This window comes from Pseudomonas sp. S2_H01, from assembly GCF_054668305.1.
Genome location: NZ_CP162756.1, coordinates 5,826,724 through 5,842,028 on the forward strand (window position 1 = coordinate 5,826,724; position 15,305 = coordinate 5,842,028).

Here is a 15,305-nt window from a genome sequence, read left to right on the forward strand (position 1 = left end):
GCGTGCCGGTGCGAGTCAGAAAACCGACCCAAATGGATCGATGCCGATGACATCAGTTGGGCTGCCGCGACTGCGCCCACGCCCGTACCGCTTCGGCAAACAACCGCAAGGCCATTGGCGGGTGACGGTTGGCCGGGTAATACAGGCAGACACCGGGATAGGTCGGGCTCCATTCCGGCAGCAGATGCACCAGGCGCCCTTCTTTCAGATGGTCCTCGACCTGCGTCAGCGGCGCCCAGGCGATGCCGATGCCGTTCAGCGCGGCTTCGATCATCATGTTGATGTTGTCCATCGTCATCGGCCCGTCAACGTCGACGCTGGTGCTCTGCCCCATGTATTCGAATTCCCAGCGAAAAAGCGCACCACTGGCAAACTTGAAGCGGATGCAGCGGTGCGCTTTCAGGTCATGGGGCAGCTGAGGCGCCGGATGCCGCGACAGATACGCAGGCGATGCCACCGCACCAAAGTGAATGTCATGGCCGAAACGCACCGCGATCATGTCTTTGGGTACATCGTCGAAAATCCGGATGCCGGCATCGAAGCCCTCGCCCACGATGTCCACCAACCGGCTGTCGGCGATCAGCTCGATATGGATCTGTGGGTAGTCCTCCAGAAACTTCGGGACGACGTTGTGAATCAGCGTTCTGATCGACGACTCTGAAGCGCTGATCCGAATCGAACCTGACGGGGTATTACGCGCGGAAGTGACTTCATTGACTACATTGGTGAGGTCATTGAGTAAAGGGCGCACGCCCTGCAGCAATTGCTCGCCCGCCTCGGTCAATGCTACCGAACGCGTGGTGCGGTTGAAAAGACGCATTTCCAGCCGCGCCTCCAGGTTGCGCATCGAATGGCTCAGCGCCGAGGGCGACACGCCCAGCACCCGGGCCGCACCACTGAAACTCTGGTGCTCGGCAATGGCGATGAAGGCCGTCAGTTCCGGCAAGTCGGCTCGAATCATTTATGAATTAACCTCATGTAGCCATGCAACGTTGAGCGGATTGTTGAAGAAGGTACATGAATATAAGGTAGTTCGAACCTATCGAAGGAGACAGAACATGCAACAACGCACACTGGGTAAAGGCGGTCTGCAGGTGTCCACCATCGGCCTTGGCTGCATGGGCTTGAGCTTCGCCTACGGCCCTGCGACGGAGAAATCCGCCGCCATCAAATTGATCCACGGCGCCTTCGAGCGCGGTGTCACGTTTTTCGACAGCGCAGAAGCCTACGGCCCTTTCACCAACGAAGCACTGCTCGGTGAGGCGCTCGCCCCCTTTCGCGACCAGATCGTGATCGCCACCAAATTCGGTTTCAAGAACGGCGAACCGCCGCAAGGTCTGGACAGCCGCCCTGAGACCATTCGCGCCGTGGCCGAAGCGTCGCTCAAACGCTTGAAGACCGATCGCATCGACTTGTTTTATCAGCACCGTATGGACCCCAACGTACCGATTGAGGACGTGGCGGGGACGCTTAAGGACCTGATCGCCGAGGGCAAGGTCCGGCATTTCGGCATGTCCGAAGCGGGTGCCGATGCGATTCGCCGCGCCCACGCGGTGCAGCCCGTGGCGGCGCTGCAGAGCGAATACTCGCTGTGGTGGCGTGAGCCGGAGAAGGAAATCCTGCCATTACTGGAGGAACTGGGCATCGGCTTCGTGCCGTTCAGCCCGCTCGGCAGAGGGTTTCTCACCGGCGCCATCGACGCTGACACCACGTTCGCTGACGACGACTTCCGCAAGGGCCTGCCGCGTTTCAGCGAAGAAAACCGCAAGGCCAACGCCCAGCTGGTGGCCGTATTGGGCACGATTGCGGACGGCAAAGGCGCCACTCGCGCACAGATCGCCATCGCCTGGTTGCTGGCGCAGAAACCCTGGATCGTGCCGATTCCCGGCACCACCAAACTGAATCGGCTTGAGGAAAACGTCGGTGCCGCCAACATCGTCCTGACCGCCACCGATCTGCAGGCCATCGACTCGGCCCTTAAGGCCATCGAGATTGTCGGTGACCGTTACCCGGCTCACTTGCAGAAAGCCGTCAACCGGTGATCCCGCCCCGCTGAGCTCATCCCACGCCTGCCCCAGTCCTGCGTTTGCGCAGTACTGGCGGCAGGGCTTTTCCCGCCGTGGCGAACTCCCTGTTATTCATCCCAAATAATTCCGGATCACGCGCAGCGTCCTCCATTGGTGAACGCTGCTCATGACGGCATCCCGCGCACGCCCCTTAATCCACCCGTCAGGGTTGACTAAGATGGACCCTTTTTCAGGAGACAAAGGTATGAAGTTGATCGCAACCACGCTCGCCAGTGTGTTCTTCTCAGCGTTGGCGGGCGCAGAGGAAGGCAAGTCCCGCCCTGACCCCCAACCGTCGCCGGATGTCCTTGAAGTCACCCCGCAGCTTTACCGCTACACGACGGACTTGCTGTTTGGCGAAGTCTGGAAACGTCCGGACCTGCCCCCTCGCGACCGAAGCCTGATCACCCTCGCCGCCCTGCTCGCCAGTGGACAGACCGCGCAGATGACCGGGCACATCAAGCTGGGGTTGGACAACGGCGTCAAACCCGTCGAGATCACCGGCCTGATCACCCATTTGGCGTTTTACAGCGGATGGCCCAACGCGATGTCGGCGGTGGGCGTGGCGAAGCAGGTGTTTGCTGAACGGGGCCTTGATCCCGAGCAGATCACACCACCGCCGAGCGAACCGCTCACACTGAATGAGGAGAGTGAAGCCAAACGCCGTGCCGCGGTTGAAGGCTCGGTGGGCGTCACTGCGCCGGGGCTGGCGCGCTACACCAACGATGTGCTGTTCGGCGACCTCTGGCGCCGCACTGATCTAACGCCGAGGGACCGTAGCCTGATTACGGTCGCCGCACTGATCGCGCAGAACCAGTCGGCACAACTGACGTTCCACCTCAACCGGGCCATGGACAACGGTTTGACACGTGAACAGGCGGCCGAGGTGGTGACTCATCTGGCGTTCTATGTGGGTTGGCCGAAGGCGATGTCCGCCGCGCCGGTGCTCAAGGACGTGTTCGCGTCGCGCAGCGCCGGGTGAATTCAGCCAGGGATCAGCGCAACTCCACCCGCTCAAACCGGCCGGCCAAAGCGCCGTAGGCGAAAACACCCAACAGCCCGTGTGCCGCCACGAACCACAGCGCGATATTGAACGACCCCGTGGTGGCCACGATGTAGCCGATCACTACGGGGGTGATGATCCCGGCGATGTTGCCGATACCGTTGAACACCCCACCACTCAAGCCCACCATGTTTTTGGGTGCGGTGTCTGAGAGCACCGCCCAGCCCACCGCCGCCAGACCTTTGCCAAAGAAAGCGAAGGCCATCAGCGCGATGACGATCCAGTTGGCGTCGACGAAGTTTGCCATCACCAGCACGGTCGACATCACCATCCCGATCAGAAAAGGCGTCTTGCGCGCGACCGACGGGTGCACGCCACGACGAATCAGCATGTCCGAGCACATCCCGCCCAGCACGCCGCCGGAAAACCCGCAGATCGCCGGGAGCGCGGCCACCCAGCCGGCTTCCATGATGGTCATGCCACGGCCTTTGATCAGGTAAATCGGGAACCAGGTGATGAAAAAATACGTCAGCGCAGTGATGCAGTACTGCCCCAGATAAATCGCCCACAGCGTACGGCTGGTGAACAGCTGTTTAATTTCCTTGAACGTCGCTTTGTTCTTCTGCGCCTTGCGATTGAGCTCCAGATCCACCAAAGCGCCGCCTTCGCGCATGTAGTCCAGCTCCTTGCTGCTCAAACGCTTGTGGCTGTGGGGTTCGCGGTACAGCGCGAACCAGAACAGGCTCAGCACCAGTCCCAGCCCGCCCATCCACAGAAACACATGTTCCCAACCCAGCGCGTGGGTCAGCCAGGCCATCAGCGGCGTGAACAGCACCACGGCCATGTACTGCGCCGAGTTGAACAACGCCGACGCGGTGCCGCGCTCACTGGTCGGGAACCAGCACGACACGATGCGGTTGTTGGCGGGAAACGCCGGAGACTCGACCAGCCCCAGCATGAAGCGCATGGCGAACAGGCTCATCGCGGCCGAGGCGCCCATCAGGCCAAACCAGCCCACGGTGCCCTGCGCCATCGTAAAGCACGACCACAGCACCAGACTCCAGCCATAGACGCGACGCGCGCCAAAGCGATCAAGCAGCCAGCCACCCGGAATCTGCCCCAGCGCATAGGCCCAGGCGAATGCTGAAAAAATCATCCCGAGCATCATCGGGTCCAGCCCCAGGTCCTTGACCACGCCAGTGCCGGCGATGGACATGGTCGCCCGGTCCGCATAGTTGACCACGGTGACAATGAAGATCATCGAAAGAATGAGAAAACGGTGGCGGCCGACCTTCGCTTGCGCGTCGACGAAATCCGCGGGAAGGGACTTGCTGAGCATGATGTGTCTCCCACCCGCTCCGTTGAAGGCGGGCATTTTGTTTTTGTTGTCGTACAACTCTCACGCCGATGATAGGAGCAGCGATCGATTCAGGTCTAACATAGAGACTGTATGGACTGATGCGGATATTGAATCGTGGAATTACACCAGTTGCGTTGTTTCGTCGCCGTGGCCGAAGAGCTGCACTTCGGGCGGGCAGCGACGCGAATGCACATGACGCAACCACCGTTGAGTCGTCAGGTTCAGTTGCTCGAGCGCGGGTTGGGTATCCAGCTGCTGGAACGCAATAATCGCTCGGTGAAACTAACAGCCGGCGGTCTGGGCTTTTTACGGGACGCCCGGCACCTTCTGGCGTTCTCCGATCAGGCCGCGGAAGGCGCTAGGCGCCTGGCGCGGGGTGAAGCCGGCAACCTGACGCTGGGGTTTACGGCCGTCAGCGCGTACCAGATGATTCCAGCGTTGCTGACCCGTGCCGCCCAGGAACTGCCGGGGTTGCAGTTCACGCTCAAGGAAATGGTGTCCAGCGCGCAGCTCGACGCGTTGGCCGCCCACCGCATCGACGTGGGATTCGTCAGGCAAGTCAGTGATCACGACACCCTCGACGCCCAGTTGATCAGTCGTGAACCCTTGCTGGTTGCGCTGCCGCAGCAGCACCCGCTTGCGCAAAAGCGCGCCATCGTCGTGCGCGACCTCGATCTGCAACCGTTCGTGATGTATGCACCCGATGAAGGCCGGTATTTCTACGACTGCATCGCAGGGCTGTTCGCCATGACCGGCGTCACCCCGCGTTACGTTTATCACGTGGGGCAGACCCACACCGTGATCAGCATGGTCAAGGCGGGATTGGGTGTGGCCATCGTTCCGGCCTCGGCCACGCAGCTGCACAGCGAAAACCTCGCGTTTCGCCCGCTCAGCGATGCGCAATTGCATGCGGAGCTGTATCGAGTGTCGCGCAGGGATAACGACAACCCGGCGCTGCCTGCCTTCAAGCGGTTGATCCAGGCGCTGGCGTGATCCCAGCACCTGAATTGAAGGACCTGAATTGAACGGCTGGGATGGCCCGTACACCCGCCCCCTTCGCAACAACTTCAAGCTTCAACGCGCCGTCAGGCCTGAATGGCTGTGCGCAACCTGATGACTATGGACAGCAACGATACCCGTCATCGCAAAAACAGATTAACCAGTTAGTCCATTTTATGGTTTCATTGCGCCCGCTTGCGAGCGCGCCCGCGCGCGGCCCTCTTCTTTTTACGCTGTCGTCCCCGTGACGAGCGACTGCCCTTCAGGTTGATCAATGAGCAATCCTTCGCAATTCACGTTCGAACCCGGCTCGCGCCGTGGCATTTCCACAGCGCTGGTCGTCGGCTCCGTATTGGCAATGGCCGCATCCGCGCCGACCCTGGCCGATGACTGGCTGGAGCAGTCGACGATGACGGGTGACTGGGACGGCAGCCGTAGCCGACTGGCCGCACAGGGCGTGAAAATCACCGGCGACTACAGCGGGGAGACGGTCTACAACGCTCACGGCGGCAAACAGCGTGGCACCCGCTATTCACAGAACATCAAGCTGGGTGCGCAGTTTGATCTCGGCAAACTGCTGGGCCTGGAAAGCGGCGGCAAAGTGCAGTTGAGGCTCAACGACCGACGCGGCAACGATGGATCCGGCGATCTGGTGGGCAACCGCCTGCCGGTGCAGGAAAACTACGGCGGCCTGTACACGCGGCTGACCGAGCTCAGCTACGAAAACACCCTCTTCACCCCTGCACTGAACGTCAAGCTGGGCTACATGGCGATGGGCAACGACCTGGGCGGCCTGAGCAGCGGGATTCTGTGCAACTTCATGAACGCTGGTTTCTGCGGTCATCCACTGGCGATGTCAGGCGGCAGCGGCTGGAGCAACTACCCTAACGCCCACTTGGGGGCGATGGCCAAGTACCGCTTCACGCCGAACTTCGCGTTGCAGGTCGCCGCATTCAAGGTCGACGCCGCCAGCAACGGCGAATCCAGTCGCGCCTGGGACATAGCGCCCAAAGACAGCACGGGCAACATTCTGCCCATCGAAGCGATCTACAACGTGCTCGGCGAGCTGCCCGGCGAGTATCGCGTCGGCTATTACTACGACACGTCCGACGCCCCGCGCATCGGCACGAGCAAGGAAGTCGCCGGGCGTGAGGGTTCGTATTTCCTGATGGACCAGGCGATCTGGAACTCAAGTGATGTCAGCGGCCGCAATGTCCACGTGTTCGGTCAGTTCTCCAATGCCAGCGCTGCCGCCGCGCCGTTCCGTCGCTGGGACTCGACCGGCTTTGCCCTGAAAAAACCTTTGTGTCCCGCCCCAACGACACCGTCGCCATCGGCTACGGTCGCGCCTTCTTCAACTCGCGCAGCCGGGACGTGCAGGAAAACGCAGCGCTGGCCAACGGTCAGGACTTCCCTGACCTGGCCAGCGGCGAAGGTCTGGTGGAGATGACCTACGGCGCACAGATCGCGCCATGGCTGACCGTGCGCCCCTCGGTGCAGTACATCATTGAACCGGGCGCGTTCTATGGCGAGGACATCGACAACACCCTGATCGTCGGCTTGCAGGTCAAGGCGACGCTGTAACCCACGGTCCGCTCAAACGCTGTCTGGGCGTTCATTGCCCAGCAGCGCGGCGACGTAATCCACGAACACCCGGGCCTTGGCGCTGGTCATGCGGCCTGCGGGGAACACCGCCCACAGGTCAATGGACGGTAACGTCCAGTCATCCAGCACGGTCACCACTTCACCGCTCGCCAGCTCCGGCGCGAACATCCACTCGGAGGCCATCGCCAGGCCGAGGTTGGCTTTCACCGCCGCGCGAACCCCTTCAGCGGCCGACACGCGCAAACGCCCGCCCACCGATGCGCTGTGTGTTTCGTCTCCCCGGCGCAACGGCCAGGTATCGCCGCCCCCGGCGCGGTTATAGATCACCGCCTGGTGCCCTTCAAGATCCCGTGGATGGACAGGAGTCCCATGGCACGCCAGATACGCAGGCGTGGCAATCACCCGTCGCCGTCCTTGAGCAATCTTTTTCGCCGTCATCGATGAGTCGTCCAGCACACCCATGCGCAGCGACACGTCGATGCCCTCTTCCACCAGGTCGACACTGCGATCATCGAGAATCACCTCGATGTTCAACCCCGGATGCTGCTTGAGCAATGGCCCCAGATAAGGCACCACATGCAGGCTGGCAAAGGTCGTTGCGGCGCTGATTCGCAAGCGCCCGGTAAAGCCCGAGCCCACCCCGCGCACTGCGGCATCGGCTTCGTTGGCGTGATCGACCGTGAGTCTGGCGGCGTCGTAGTAAGCCTGCCCGGCCTCGGTTGGCGTCAATCCGCGTGTGGTGCGTAACAACAGGCGCGTGCCCAGGGTTTCCTCCAGCGAGGCGATGGACTTCGACACCGCGGGCTGCCCTACGCCCAGACGCTTGGCGGCAGCCGAGAACGACCCGGTTTCCACGGCACAGATAAAGGTTTCCATCGCGGCCAGACGGTCCATCAGCACTCCTTCTTCAATTGCTCTTCGGGCAGTGCGCAGCATCGCTGATACACGAAGGTTGCAACAGCCTGCACGCCAAAAAGGCTGCCACGGGAGGTGGCAGCCTGGTTTCACAACACTGCTCAGCCGCGCAAGGCTGGCAACAGATCGGTCGGTTCTGGACGCAGGGTGTAATCGGGATTGACCTCGGCGTACGTGATCAACCCGTCCTGACCAATCACGAAACGACCCGGCATCGGCAGTACCCACCTGGCGTCATCGTTGAAGGTCGGCAGGTCATTACCGAAACCTTTATACAGGTCGATCAGGTAATCCGGCAGTTTGAAGCGCAGACCGAAAGCCTCGGCCACCTGACTTTTAACGTCACTGAGAATCGGGAAGGTCAGGTGGTTCTGGCGCACCGATTTGCGGCTGTTGGCTTGAACCTGTGGAGAAATTGCCACCAGATTCGCGCCCAGTTCACGGTACTGAGGCAAGGCTTCTTCCAGTGCCTGCAGCTCCATGTTGCAGTACGGGCACCAGACACCCCGGTAGAAACTGATCACTAACGGCCCTTTCGCCAGCAGCTCGGCGGAGGACACCGGATTGCCCTCGGGATCGTTGAGGGTGAAGACCGGCGCCTTGTCACCCACTTTCAGTGTGCGTTGGGCCTGACCGGATGCGATCAGTTCATCCGTGGCGCGCTTCATGATCACGTGCACGGGTGCCGGGGCGTTGTACGGAGGCTTGCCTGCAACGAAGTCAGCTTTAAAGGCGTCGAGTTTGGCTTGGAGGGTCATGGCGGTATTCCTTGTGAGTGATGAGTGAAGCAAGGCGCTCATCCTCTCAATCCTCACCGCCCCCAAGAAGACGGGCTCGGGTGATAACAGTCATGCGTTGAAGGAATGGGCAGGCTTGCTGTCCCCTGTCACCACGCAATGACCCATCGCGCCGCGTCTGCCGCCCGGCAATCCCTTCGCGCGGCCACGGTACGCGCAGCATTTTTATCGCAACGATTGCAAAAAGCAGTCACTCGATTGCAACCTCCGTGGATTGTTTCGTTCAGATTGTTTCGTTCAGACTATTTCGATACAGGCAAAATCGCGCATCATGGCCGCAGTCAGTTCAAGGGAGATCTTCATGCGCCTCACATCATTTTCTATGGGTCTTGCCGCCTTTTCATGGCTGGTGATGGTCACCGGCACCGCGCAGGCCAGTGAAGAAACGCAACTGGTGCAGTCGATCAACAGCTTTCGCAGCCAGGCGCAACCCTGCGCCAACGTCGTGTCTCAAGAACTCCCTCCCCTGACGGCCGATTCACGCCTTAACCTGCCGCCCACCGGCAGCGTGGATCTGCAACAGGTGCTGGCCCGAGCGTCCTATCCCATGGTGACCGTCCAGGCGATCTCGTTGTCCGGCCCGCGTGACGCGGCGTCGGCAATGAAAGCCATTCAGGAAAGTTTTTGTCAGGTGGTCCTGGACCCGCAGTTTGTCGACGTGGGCGTGAGCCGCAATGACCGTGACTGGCGCATCGTGCTGGCACGGCCTTTGCTGGCCGGTGGGTTGGGCAACGCCCAGGCCGAGGGGCAGAAAATACTTGGGCTGATCAACGCCGCCCGCAGCGTGCCGCATCAGTGTGGCGGTCAACCGTTCTCGGCCGCTGCGCCGTTGGCGTGGAACGACACCCTCGCCACGGCTGCCGAGGGGCACACACGTTCCATGGCCAACAACAATTACTTCGATCACAAAGGCCGCAACGGCGGCACCCCCGGCGACCGGGCAGAACTCGCCGGGTATATCGGGCAGCAAATCGGCGAAAACATCGCGGCCGGGCAAGACAGCGCGCGCAAGGTGGTCGAAGGCTGGCTCGCCAGCCCCGGTCACTGCGCCAACCTGATGAACCCCGACTTCCGCGACCTGGGCGCCGCCTACGCCACCGATCCGAAAAGCGACGCCGGCATTTACTGGACCGCGATGTTTGGGGTGAAGCAGTAGCCACCATGTGAACGCCCGCCGCTGTCTTGTGCGGACTGACTCGATCACTGTAGGAGACGTCCGAGGTTACGAGGGTAGCGAATGCGGTGGGTCATTGGGCAATGACGTCGCTGATACACCGCATTCGCGAGCGCGCTCACTTCCACCTGGACTGCATCCTCGCTGCGCGCATTGACTCGGTCCCTGTGGGAGACAGAATCGACACACCCGCTGTGCGCTGGATCAGGTATCTACACCCTACTTCGCTTTCCCGTCCCTCGGTTTGTAAAAAAGAAACTTCCCGGTCTCTGCCGTCTTGATGTACTCGCTGGCCCAAGCGGGTTTGACGTTGCGGTCGTGGAAGTACATGGCGCCCTTGGTGCTGTCGGTGAGTTGCTGGTTAAGCGCCTTGCGGGCGATTTCCTTGGAGGCGGCGTAGCGATCATCTTCCTTCACCTGATCGGAACGCCCGTCGCACCACCAGGAAAACTGGCAGGCCTTCTTCTCTGAACCCTGCTTGACCACGCCACAGATCGTGTCCGGATAGCCCTCATGGCCCAGCCGGTTGAGCACGACGTTGGCCACCGCCGACATGTCCGCATCAGTGCCGCCCTTGGCTTCCCAGTAGATCGTGCGCGAGAGGCAGACGATGGCATCGTCCACCGACGCCGCACCCTCAGGGTCAACGGCCTGGGCTTCGGATTGGGTGATGATTTCGCTCTTGGGCACGGCCGGTGTCGCACCGTCCTTGTCAGCCGCTTTTTCTTCCAGCACTTGTGCTTTGCTGACCACGGCTTCCGGCGCCGGAGGCGCGTCAGCCGCCTGCGACTGGCCCGCGAACGTCGCCATCAGCAGGCAGATTGAAAGGCAAATAAGGCGCATCGTCGAACCTTCTGTTCAAGGCCGATCGCACCTGCACCCGCCTCACCGCTGGCCGCCATCCAGGCAGGTCCGCCACGGGTGAACCGGAACATCGCAAGCAGTCGTCGACGGGTTATGGGTGTTGTTGGGAGACGCCAAAGACCTACTGCGACCTGAGACCAGCTCGCTGGAAGCAGCATAGTGGCGTTTTAACTTTATGCAACGGCTTTCAGCGTCGGGACGAGTGGTGCTTGCAACCACGTTGCACGGTTGACGATATTGAGGGGTGGCAATGCCGTTTCCCAGCGAGCGTAATGCATGGCAACCAAGCTGTTTTTACTGATGATGATCGCGTCGCTGTGCCCCGCGCTGGTCTGCGCCGAAAGCGGGCAGGGATTGAGCGCCGCCCTGATCCGTGCCGCGCCGGACGCCAATCCTCAGGTCATCGAACTGGCCGTGCAATCGGCGCAATGCCGGATGTCGACGTCCAACACGCCCACCACAAAACTCGCCGTTATCGATTACTCGCTTCCCTCGACCGAGCAGCGCCTGTGGGTCTTCGACCTCGCCACGCGCACCTTGCTCTTCCACGAGCTGGTCGCCCATGGCCGCAACAGCGGCGATAACCTGGCCACGCAGTTTTCCAACGCGCCGGACAGCCTGGCGTCCAGCATTGGCCTCTACAGCACCCGCGAGACCTATATCGGGCGCAACGGTTATTCGCTGCGCATGGACGGCCTTGAGCCGGGGGTAAACGACCGGGCCTTCGAACGGGACGTGGTCATCCATGGTGCCGATTACGTCAGCAACGACTTCGCCCGTGCAAACGGGCGAATCGGCAGAAGCCATGGTTGCCCTGCGGTGCCGACTGCCGCCGCGCGGCCGGTAATCGACACGCTCAAGGACGGTCAACTGGTGTTCATTTATTACCCGGACTCGCAGTGGCTGAAGTCATCGACGTTCATCCACTGCACGCCCGGAATAACGTTGCGCTAGCCCTGTGACACGCGACTGAGCGCCGGCAGCAACCCGGGAGCATTCGACGCAGTGACCGCCGGCTTTTCGGGCCCGACAGACTCGGCCTTTTCCGGTTCAGGCTCGCCGTTGAGCGCCCTGTTCATCTTCTCCGTGTCCAGCGCGCCCACCCATTTGGCGATGGCCATGGTGCCCACGCCGTTGCCGATGGTGTTGGTGATTGCCCGCGCCTCGGACATGAAGCGATCAACACCCAACAGCAGGACCATCCCCGCCACTGGAATGGTGCCCAGCGATGCCAGGGTGGCCGCGAGGATGATGAAACCTGAACCGGTGACGCCTGCCGAGCCTTTGGAGGTAAACATCAGCACGGCCAGTACGATCAATTGATCGGTCAGGGTCAGTGGCGTGTTGGTGGCTTGCGCGATGAAAATCGCGGCGATGGTGTAATAGATCGCCTGACCGTCGGGATTGAACGTCAGCCCCGAAGGAATGATCATCCCGGCCACCGGTTTCGACACACCGGCTTTTTCCATCTTGGAAATCATCTGCGGCAACACCGACTCCGACGAGCTGGTGCCCAGCACGGTGAAGAGTTCTTCCTTGATGAACCGCAGGAACTTCCACAGGCTGAAACCGCTGTAACGGCAGATGGGCCCGAGCACGAAAATCACGAACACCGCGCACGTCAGGTACACACACGCCATGAGTTTGCCGAGGGAGAACAGCGAGCCGAAACCGTATTTGCCGATGGTGAAGGCAATGGCGCCGAACGCGCCGATCGGCGCCAGACGCATGACCATGTTGACGATGCGAAACATGCCCTGCATCAGGCTGTCCAGCGCGTCGACGAAGACCTTGCCGCGAGGGCCGACCTGAGCGAGCGCGACGCCCAGCAGAATCGAGAACAGCAGAATCTGCAGCACGTTGCCCTTGGCGAAGGCATCGACGATGGTGTCGGGAATGATGTTCATGATGAAATCCATGAACGAGGCGTGCTTGGCGGCGGTGGTGTAGGTCGCCAGGCTTGAGGTATCGAGCGTGGCTGCATCAATGTTCATGCCGGCGCCCGGCTTGAACACATCGACCACGACCAACCCGACCACCAGCGCCAACGTCGACACCACTTCGAAATACAGCAGCGCGCGGAAGCCGACGCGCCCCAGCTCTTTCATGCTTTCCATGCGGGCGATGCCCGAGACCACGGTGAGGAAAATCACCGGTGCCAGCAGCATTTTGATCAGCTTGATGAACGCGTCGCCCAGGGGTTTTAGCGCGGTGGCCGTTTCGGGAACGAACACCCCGACGATGGCGCCGAGAATGACCGCGATAAGGACTTGTACGTAGAGTTTGCCAAGTATTCTTTTCATGACAGGGCCCTGATTTTTATTGTTGTCAGGAAGTACCGAGGGATCAGGTGGGGCCCTGCCCCTCGGCGATAACTGCATTACTTTGAATCGATGCGCCGCCTCAGCGATTGATCAGCGCCAGCACTGCATCGGTGATCTGCCGCGTGGTCGCCGTGCCGCCCAGATCCGGCGTGTGCAACCCGCTTTCAGTGACGGCCTCAATGGCCGACATCAGTTGCTGGGCGGCAGCAGGCTCACCGAGGTGCTCCAGCATCATGGCCGCGGTCCAGAAGGTGGCGACCGGGTTGGCAACGCCTTTGCCGGTGATGTCGAACGCCGAACCGTGAATCGGCTCGAACATCGACGGGAATTGGCGCGACGGGTTGAGGTTGGCCGTCGGTGCAATGCCCAGGCTGCCCGACAACGCCGCCGCCAGGTCCGACAGGATATCGGCGTGCAGGTTGGTGGCGACGATCACGTCCAGCGTTGAAGGCTTGAGCACCATGCGCGTGGTCACGGCGTCCACCAGCTCCTTGTCGACTTTAACGTCCGGGAAGTCCTTGGCCACCTCGTAGAAAATCTCGTCCCACAAGACCATGCCGTGACGCTGGGCGTTGGACTTGGTGACCATGGTCAGGTGTTTGCGGGGCCGGCTTTGCGCCAGTTCAAACGCGAAGCGGTGAATACGCTCGACACCGGCACGGGTAAAGACCGACACCTCGGTGGCAACCTCTTCCGGCAAACCACGGTGAACGCGTCCGCCATTGCCTGAGTATTCGCCTTCGGAGTTTTCGCGCACCACCACCCAGTCAATCTGGTCGCCGTTGTGCAGCGGACTTTTCACGCCGGGCAGCACGCGCGCCGGGCGCACGTTGGCGTACTGATCGAAGCCCTGGCAGATCGGCAGACGCAGGCCCCACAGGGAAATGTGATCCGGCACATTGAGGGCGCCGACTGCGCCGAAGAAGATCGCGTCGAACGTCTTGAGCTCAGCCAGGCCGCCTTCGGGAATGTAGTAGCCATTCTTCAGGTAATTGTCCGAGTTCCAGTCGAAGTGCTTGAACTCCAGCGCGAAGCCGGATTTTTTCGACAAGGCCTGCAGCACTTCCACACCGGCTGCGATGACCTCAACGCCGATGCCGTCGCCTGGGATCGCTGCAATGTTGTATGCGTTCATGATCAACTCCACTCTCGTCACGTTTTTGTTATGCCGCCTGAACCGGGCTGTTCAAGCAGGGTGTGAGCGGAGTATATGTAGTGAGCGCCACGCAGTGAGTGCCCCAGAATCACTACATCCATAACTTTGAGTTACGAATGAATCAGTCCCTGGATCTGCAGTTTTTCTACCTCCTCGCCAAACAAGGCAGCCTAGCCGCCACGGCGCGGGAGCTGGGGGTGACACCGCCCGCCGTGAGCAAGCGACTGAGCGCACTGGAAGCGCGGCTCGGCATTCGTCTGGTCAACCGCACCACGCGATCCATGAGCCTGACCACCGAGGGTGAGCTGTACTTTTCCCACGCGGCGCGAATTCTCACGCAGATCGAGGAGGTCGAACAGTTGGTGAGCAGCAGCCGCGCCACGCCCAAGGGCCTGATTCGCGTCAATGCTTCCTTGGGGTTTGGCCGGCGCTATATCGGCCCGGCGCTCGCGGCGTTTTTTGCGCGCTACCCGGAGGTGGAGATCCAGCTCGAAATCAGCGATCACCCTCTGGACCTCGCCACCCACGGCTTCGATCTGGGCATCCGTTTCGGCACCCTGCCGGACGCCGCGTTTCATGCGCGTAAGATCGCCTCCAACCGCCGCCTGTTGTGCGCCTCGCCGCTGTATCTGGAAAAGCATGGCGTGCCGACGCGGCTGGCCGACCTGCAACAGCACAACTGCATTTTCTTGCGGCAAAACGAAACGCCCTACGGCGTCTGGAGCTTCACCAACGGCGGCAAGACGCAGAACATCAAGGTGCGCGGCGCGCTGGGGTGCAACGACGGTGAGGTCGCCCTGAACTGGGCGCTGGAGGGCTACGGCATTCTGCTGCGAGCCGAGTGGGACATCGCCCGTTATGTGCGCAGCGGCCGCCTGCGCCTGGTGCTCGAAGACCAGACCCCGACCCGGGCAGACGTCTACGCGGTCTACCCGCAGCAACTGCACCTGTCCGCCCGCGTGAGAAGCCTGATCGACTTTCTGGTCGAGCGCTTCACGCACATTGATCACTTGGGGGAGTCGGCGTCGGAAATCGAATGATG

General features: G+C 61.2%; 13 protein-coding genes and 1 pseudogene. 7 read left to right on the top strand and 7 right to left on the bottom strand.

Annotated elements, in window-relative coordinates; genetic code table 11:
• Positions 1-52: 52 nt before the first annotated feature.
• The gene (locus AB4N84_RS26010; RefSeq protein ID WP_460043868.1) at positions 53-961 is read right to left on the bottom strand and encodes a LysR family transcriptional regulator; all 909 of its coding nucleotides are present in this window, start codon (positions 959-961) and stop codon (positions 53-55) included.
• 97 nt (positions 962-1,058) lie between these two features.
• Here AB4N84_RS26010 and AB4N84_RS26015 point away from each other — a divergent pair, with 97 nt between their 5' ends.
• Both AB4N84_RS26015 and AB4N84_RS26020 read left to right on the top strand, forming a co-directional pair.
• Positions 1,059-2,042, top strand: a complete 984-nt coding sequence (locus AB4N84_RS26015; protein WP_460043869.1) for an aldo/keto reductase — start codon at positions 1,059-1,061, stop codon at positions 2,040-2,042.
• A gap of 229 nt (positions 2,043-2,271) precedes the next feature.
• Entirely contained in the window at positions 2,272-3,048 is a 777-nt protein-coding gene (locus AB4N84_RS26020) for a carboxymuconolactone decarboxylase family protein (RefSeq protein WP_460043871.1), read from the top strand.
• A gap of 13 nt (positions 3,049-3,061) precedes the next feature.
• Here the strand turns inward: AB4N84_RS26020 and AB4N84_RS26025 are convergent, their stop codons facing one another.
• Positions 3,062-4,408, bottom strand: coding sequence for an MFS transporter (locus AB4N84_RS26025; protein WP_460043872.1), 1,347 nt, complete (start codon positions 4,406-4,408; stop codon positions 3,062-3,064).
• Positions 4,409-4,543: 135 nt separating this feature from the next.
• Here AB4N84_RS26025 and AB4N84_RS26030 point away from each other — a divergent pair, with 135 nt between their 5' ends.
• Positions 4,544-5,422, top strand: a complete 879-nt coding sequence (locus AB4N84_RS26030) for a LysR family transcriptional regulator (RefSeq protein WP_460043873.1) — start codon at positions 4,544-4,546, stop codon at positions 5,420-5,422.
• Between the two features lie 364 nt (positions 5,423-5,786).
• A pseudogene (locus AB4N84_RS26035) lies at positions 5,787-7,012 on the top strand (carbohydrate porin).
• Positions 7,013-7,024: 12 nt separating this feature from the next.
• Here AB4N84_RS26035 and AB4N84_RS26040 read toward each other — a convergent pair.
• Together AB4N84_RS26040 and AB4N84_RS26045 are read right to left on the bottom strand one after the other, a co-directional pair.
• Positions 7,025-7,927, bottom strand: a complete 903-nt coding sequence (locus AB4N84_RS26040; RefSeq protein ID WP_460043875.1) for a LysR family transcriptional regulator — start codon at positions 7,925-7,927, stop codon at positions 7,025-7,027.
• 122 nt (positions 7,928-8,049) lie between these two features.
• Positions 8,050-8,706: a peroxiredoxin-like family protein gene (locus AB4N84_RS26045; protein WP_460043877.1), complete on the bottom strand. Its 657-nt coding sequence runs from the start codon at positions 8,704-8,706 to the stop codon at positions 8,050-8,052.
• Positions 8,707-9,046: 340 nt separating this feature from the next.
• Here AB4N84_RS26045 and AB4N84_RS26050 point away from each other — a divergent pair, with 340 nt between their 5' ends.
• On the top strand, positions 9,047-9,901 hold the full coding sequence (locus tag AB4N84_RS26050; RefSeq protein ID WP_074750451.1) for a CAP domain-containing protein: 855 nt from the start codon (positions 9,047-9,049) through the stop codon (positions 9,899-9,901).
• Positions 9,902-10,138: 237 nt separating this feature from the next.
• Here AB4N84_RS26050 and AB4N84_RS26055 read toward each other — a convergent pair whose 3' ends face one another.
• Complete coding sequence (locus AB4N84_RS26055) at positions 10,139-10,729, bottom strand: cell wall hydrolase (protein WP_460047150.1); 591 nt, start codon at positions 10,727-10,729, stop codon at positions 10,139-10,141.
• A gap of 330 nt (positions 10,730-11,059) precedes the next feature.
• On the opposite strand from AB4N84_RS26055, the gene AB4N84_RS26060 reads away from it, so the two are divergent.
• A complete protein-coding gene (locus tag AB4N84_RS26060; RefSeq protein ID WP_460043878.1) occupies positions 11,060-11,737 on the top strand; it encodes a murein L,D-transpeptidase catalytic domain family protein in 678 nt (225 codons plus the stop codon).
• Here the strand turns inward: AB4N84_RS26060 and AB4N84_RS26065 are convergent.
• Both AB4N84_RS26065 and AB4N84_RS26070 read right to left on the bottom strand, forming a co-directional pair.
• Entirely contained in the window at positions 11,734-13,086 is a 1,353-nt protein-coding gene (locus AB4N84_RS26065; protein ID WP_460043879.1) for a dicarboxylate/amino acid:cation symporter, read from the bottom strand. The two genes, AB4N84_RS26060 and AB4N84_RS26065, sit on opposite strands and share 4 nt — an antisense overlap.
• A gap of 100 nt (positions 13,087-13,186) precedes the next feature.
• Positions 13,187-14,242 carry a tartrate dehydrogenase gene (locus tag AB4N84_RS26070; protein WP_074750444.1) on the bottom strand — a complete coding sequence of 352 codons (1,056 nt, stop codon included), beginning with the start codon at positions 14,240-14,242 and terminating at the stop codon, positions 13,187-13,189.
• A 137-nt stretch (positions 14,243-14,379) separates the two neighbouring features.
• Between AB4N84_RS26070 and AB4N84_RS26075 the strand changes: the two genes are divergently transcribed.
• Positions 14,380-15,303: a LysR family transcriptional regulator gene (locus AB4N84_RS26075; protein ID WP_460043881.1), complete on the top strand. Its 924-nt coding sequence runs from the start codon at positions 14,380-14,382 to the stop codon at positions 15,301-15,303.
• The last annotated feature ends 2 nt before the right edge of the window (positions 15,304-15,305 follow it).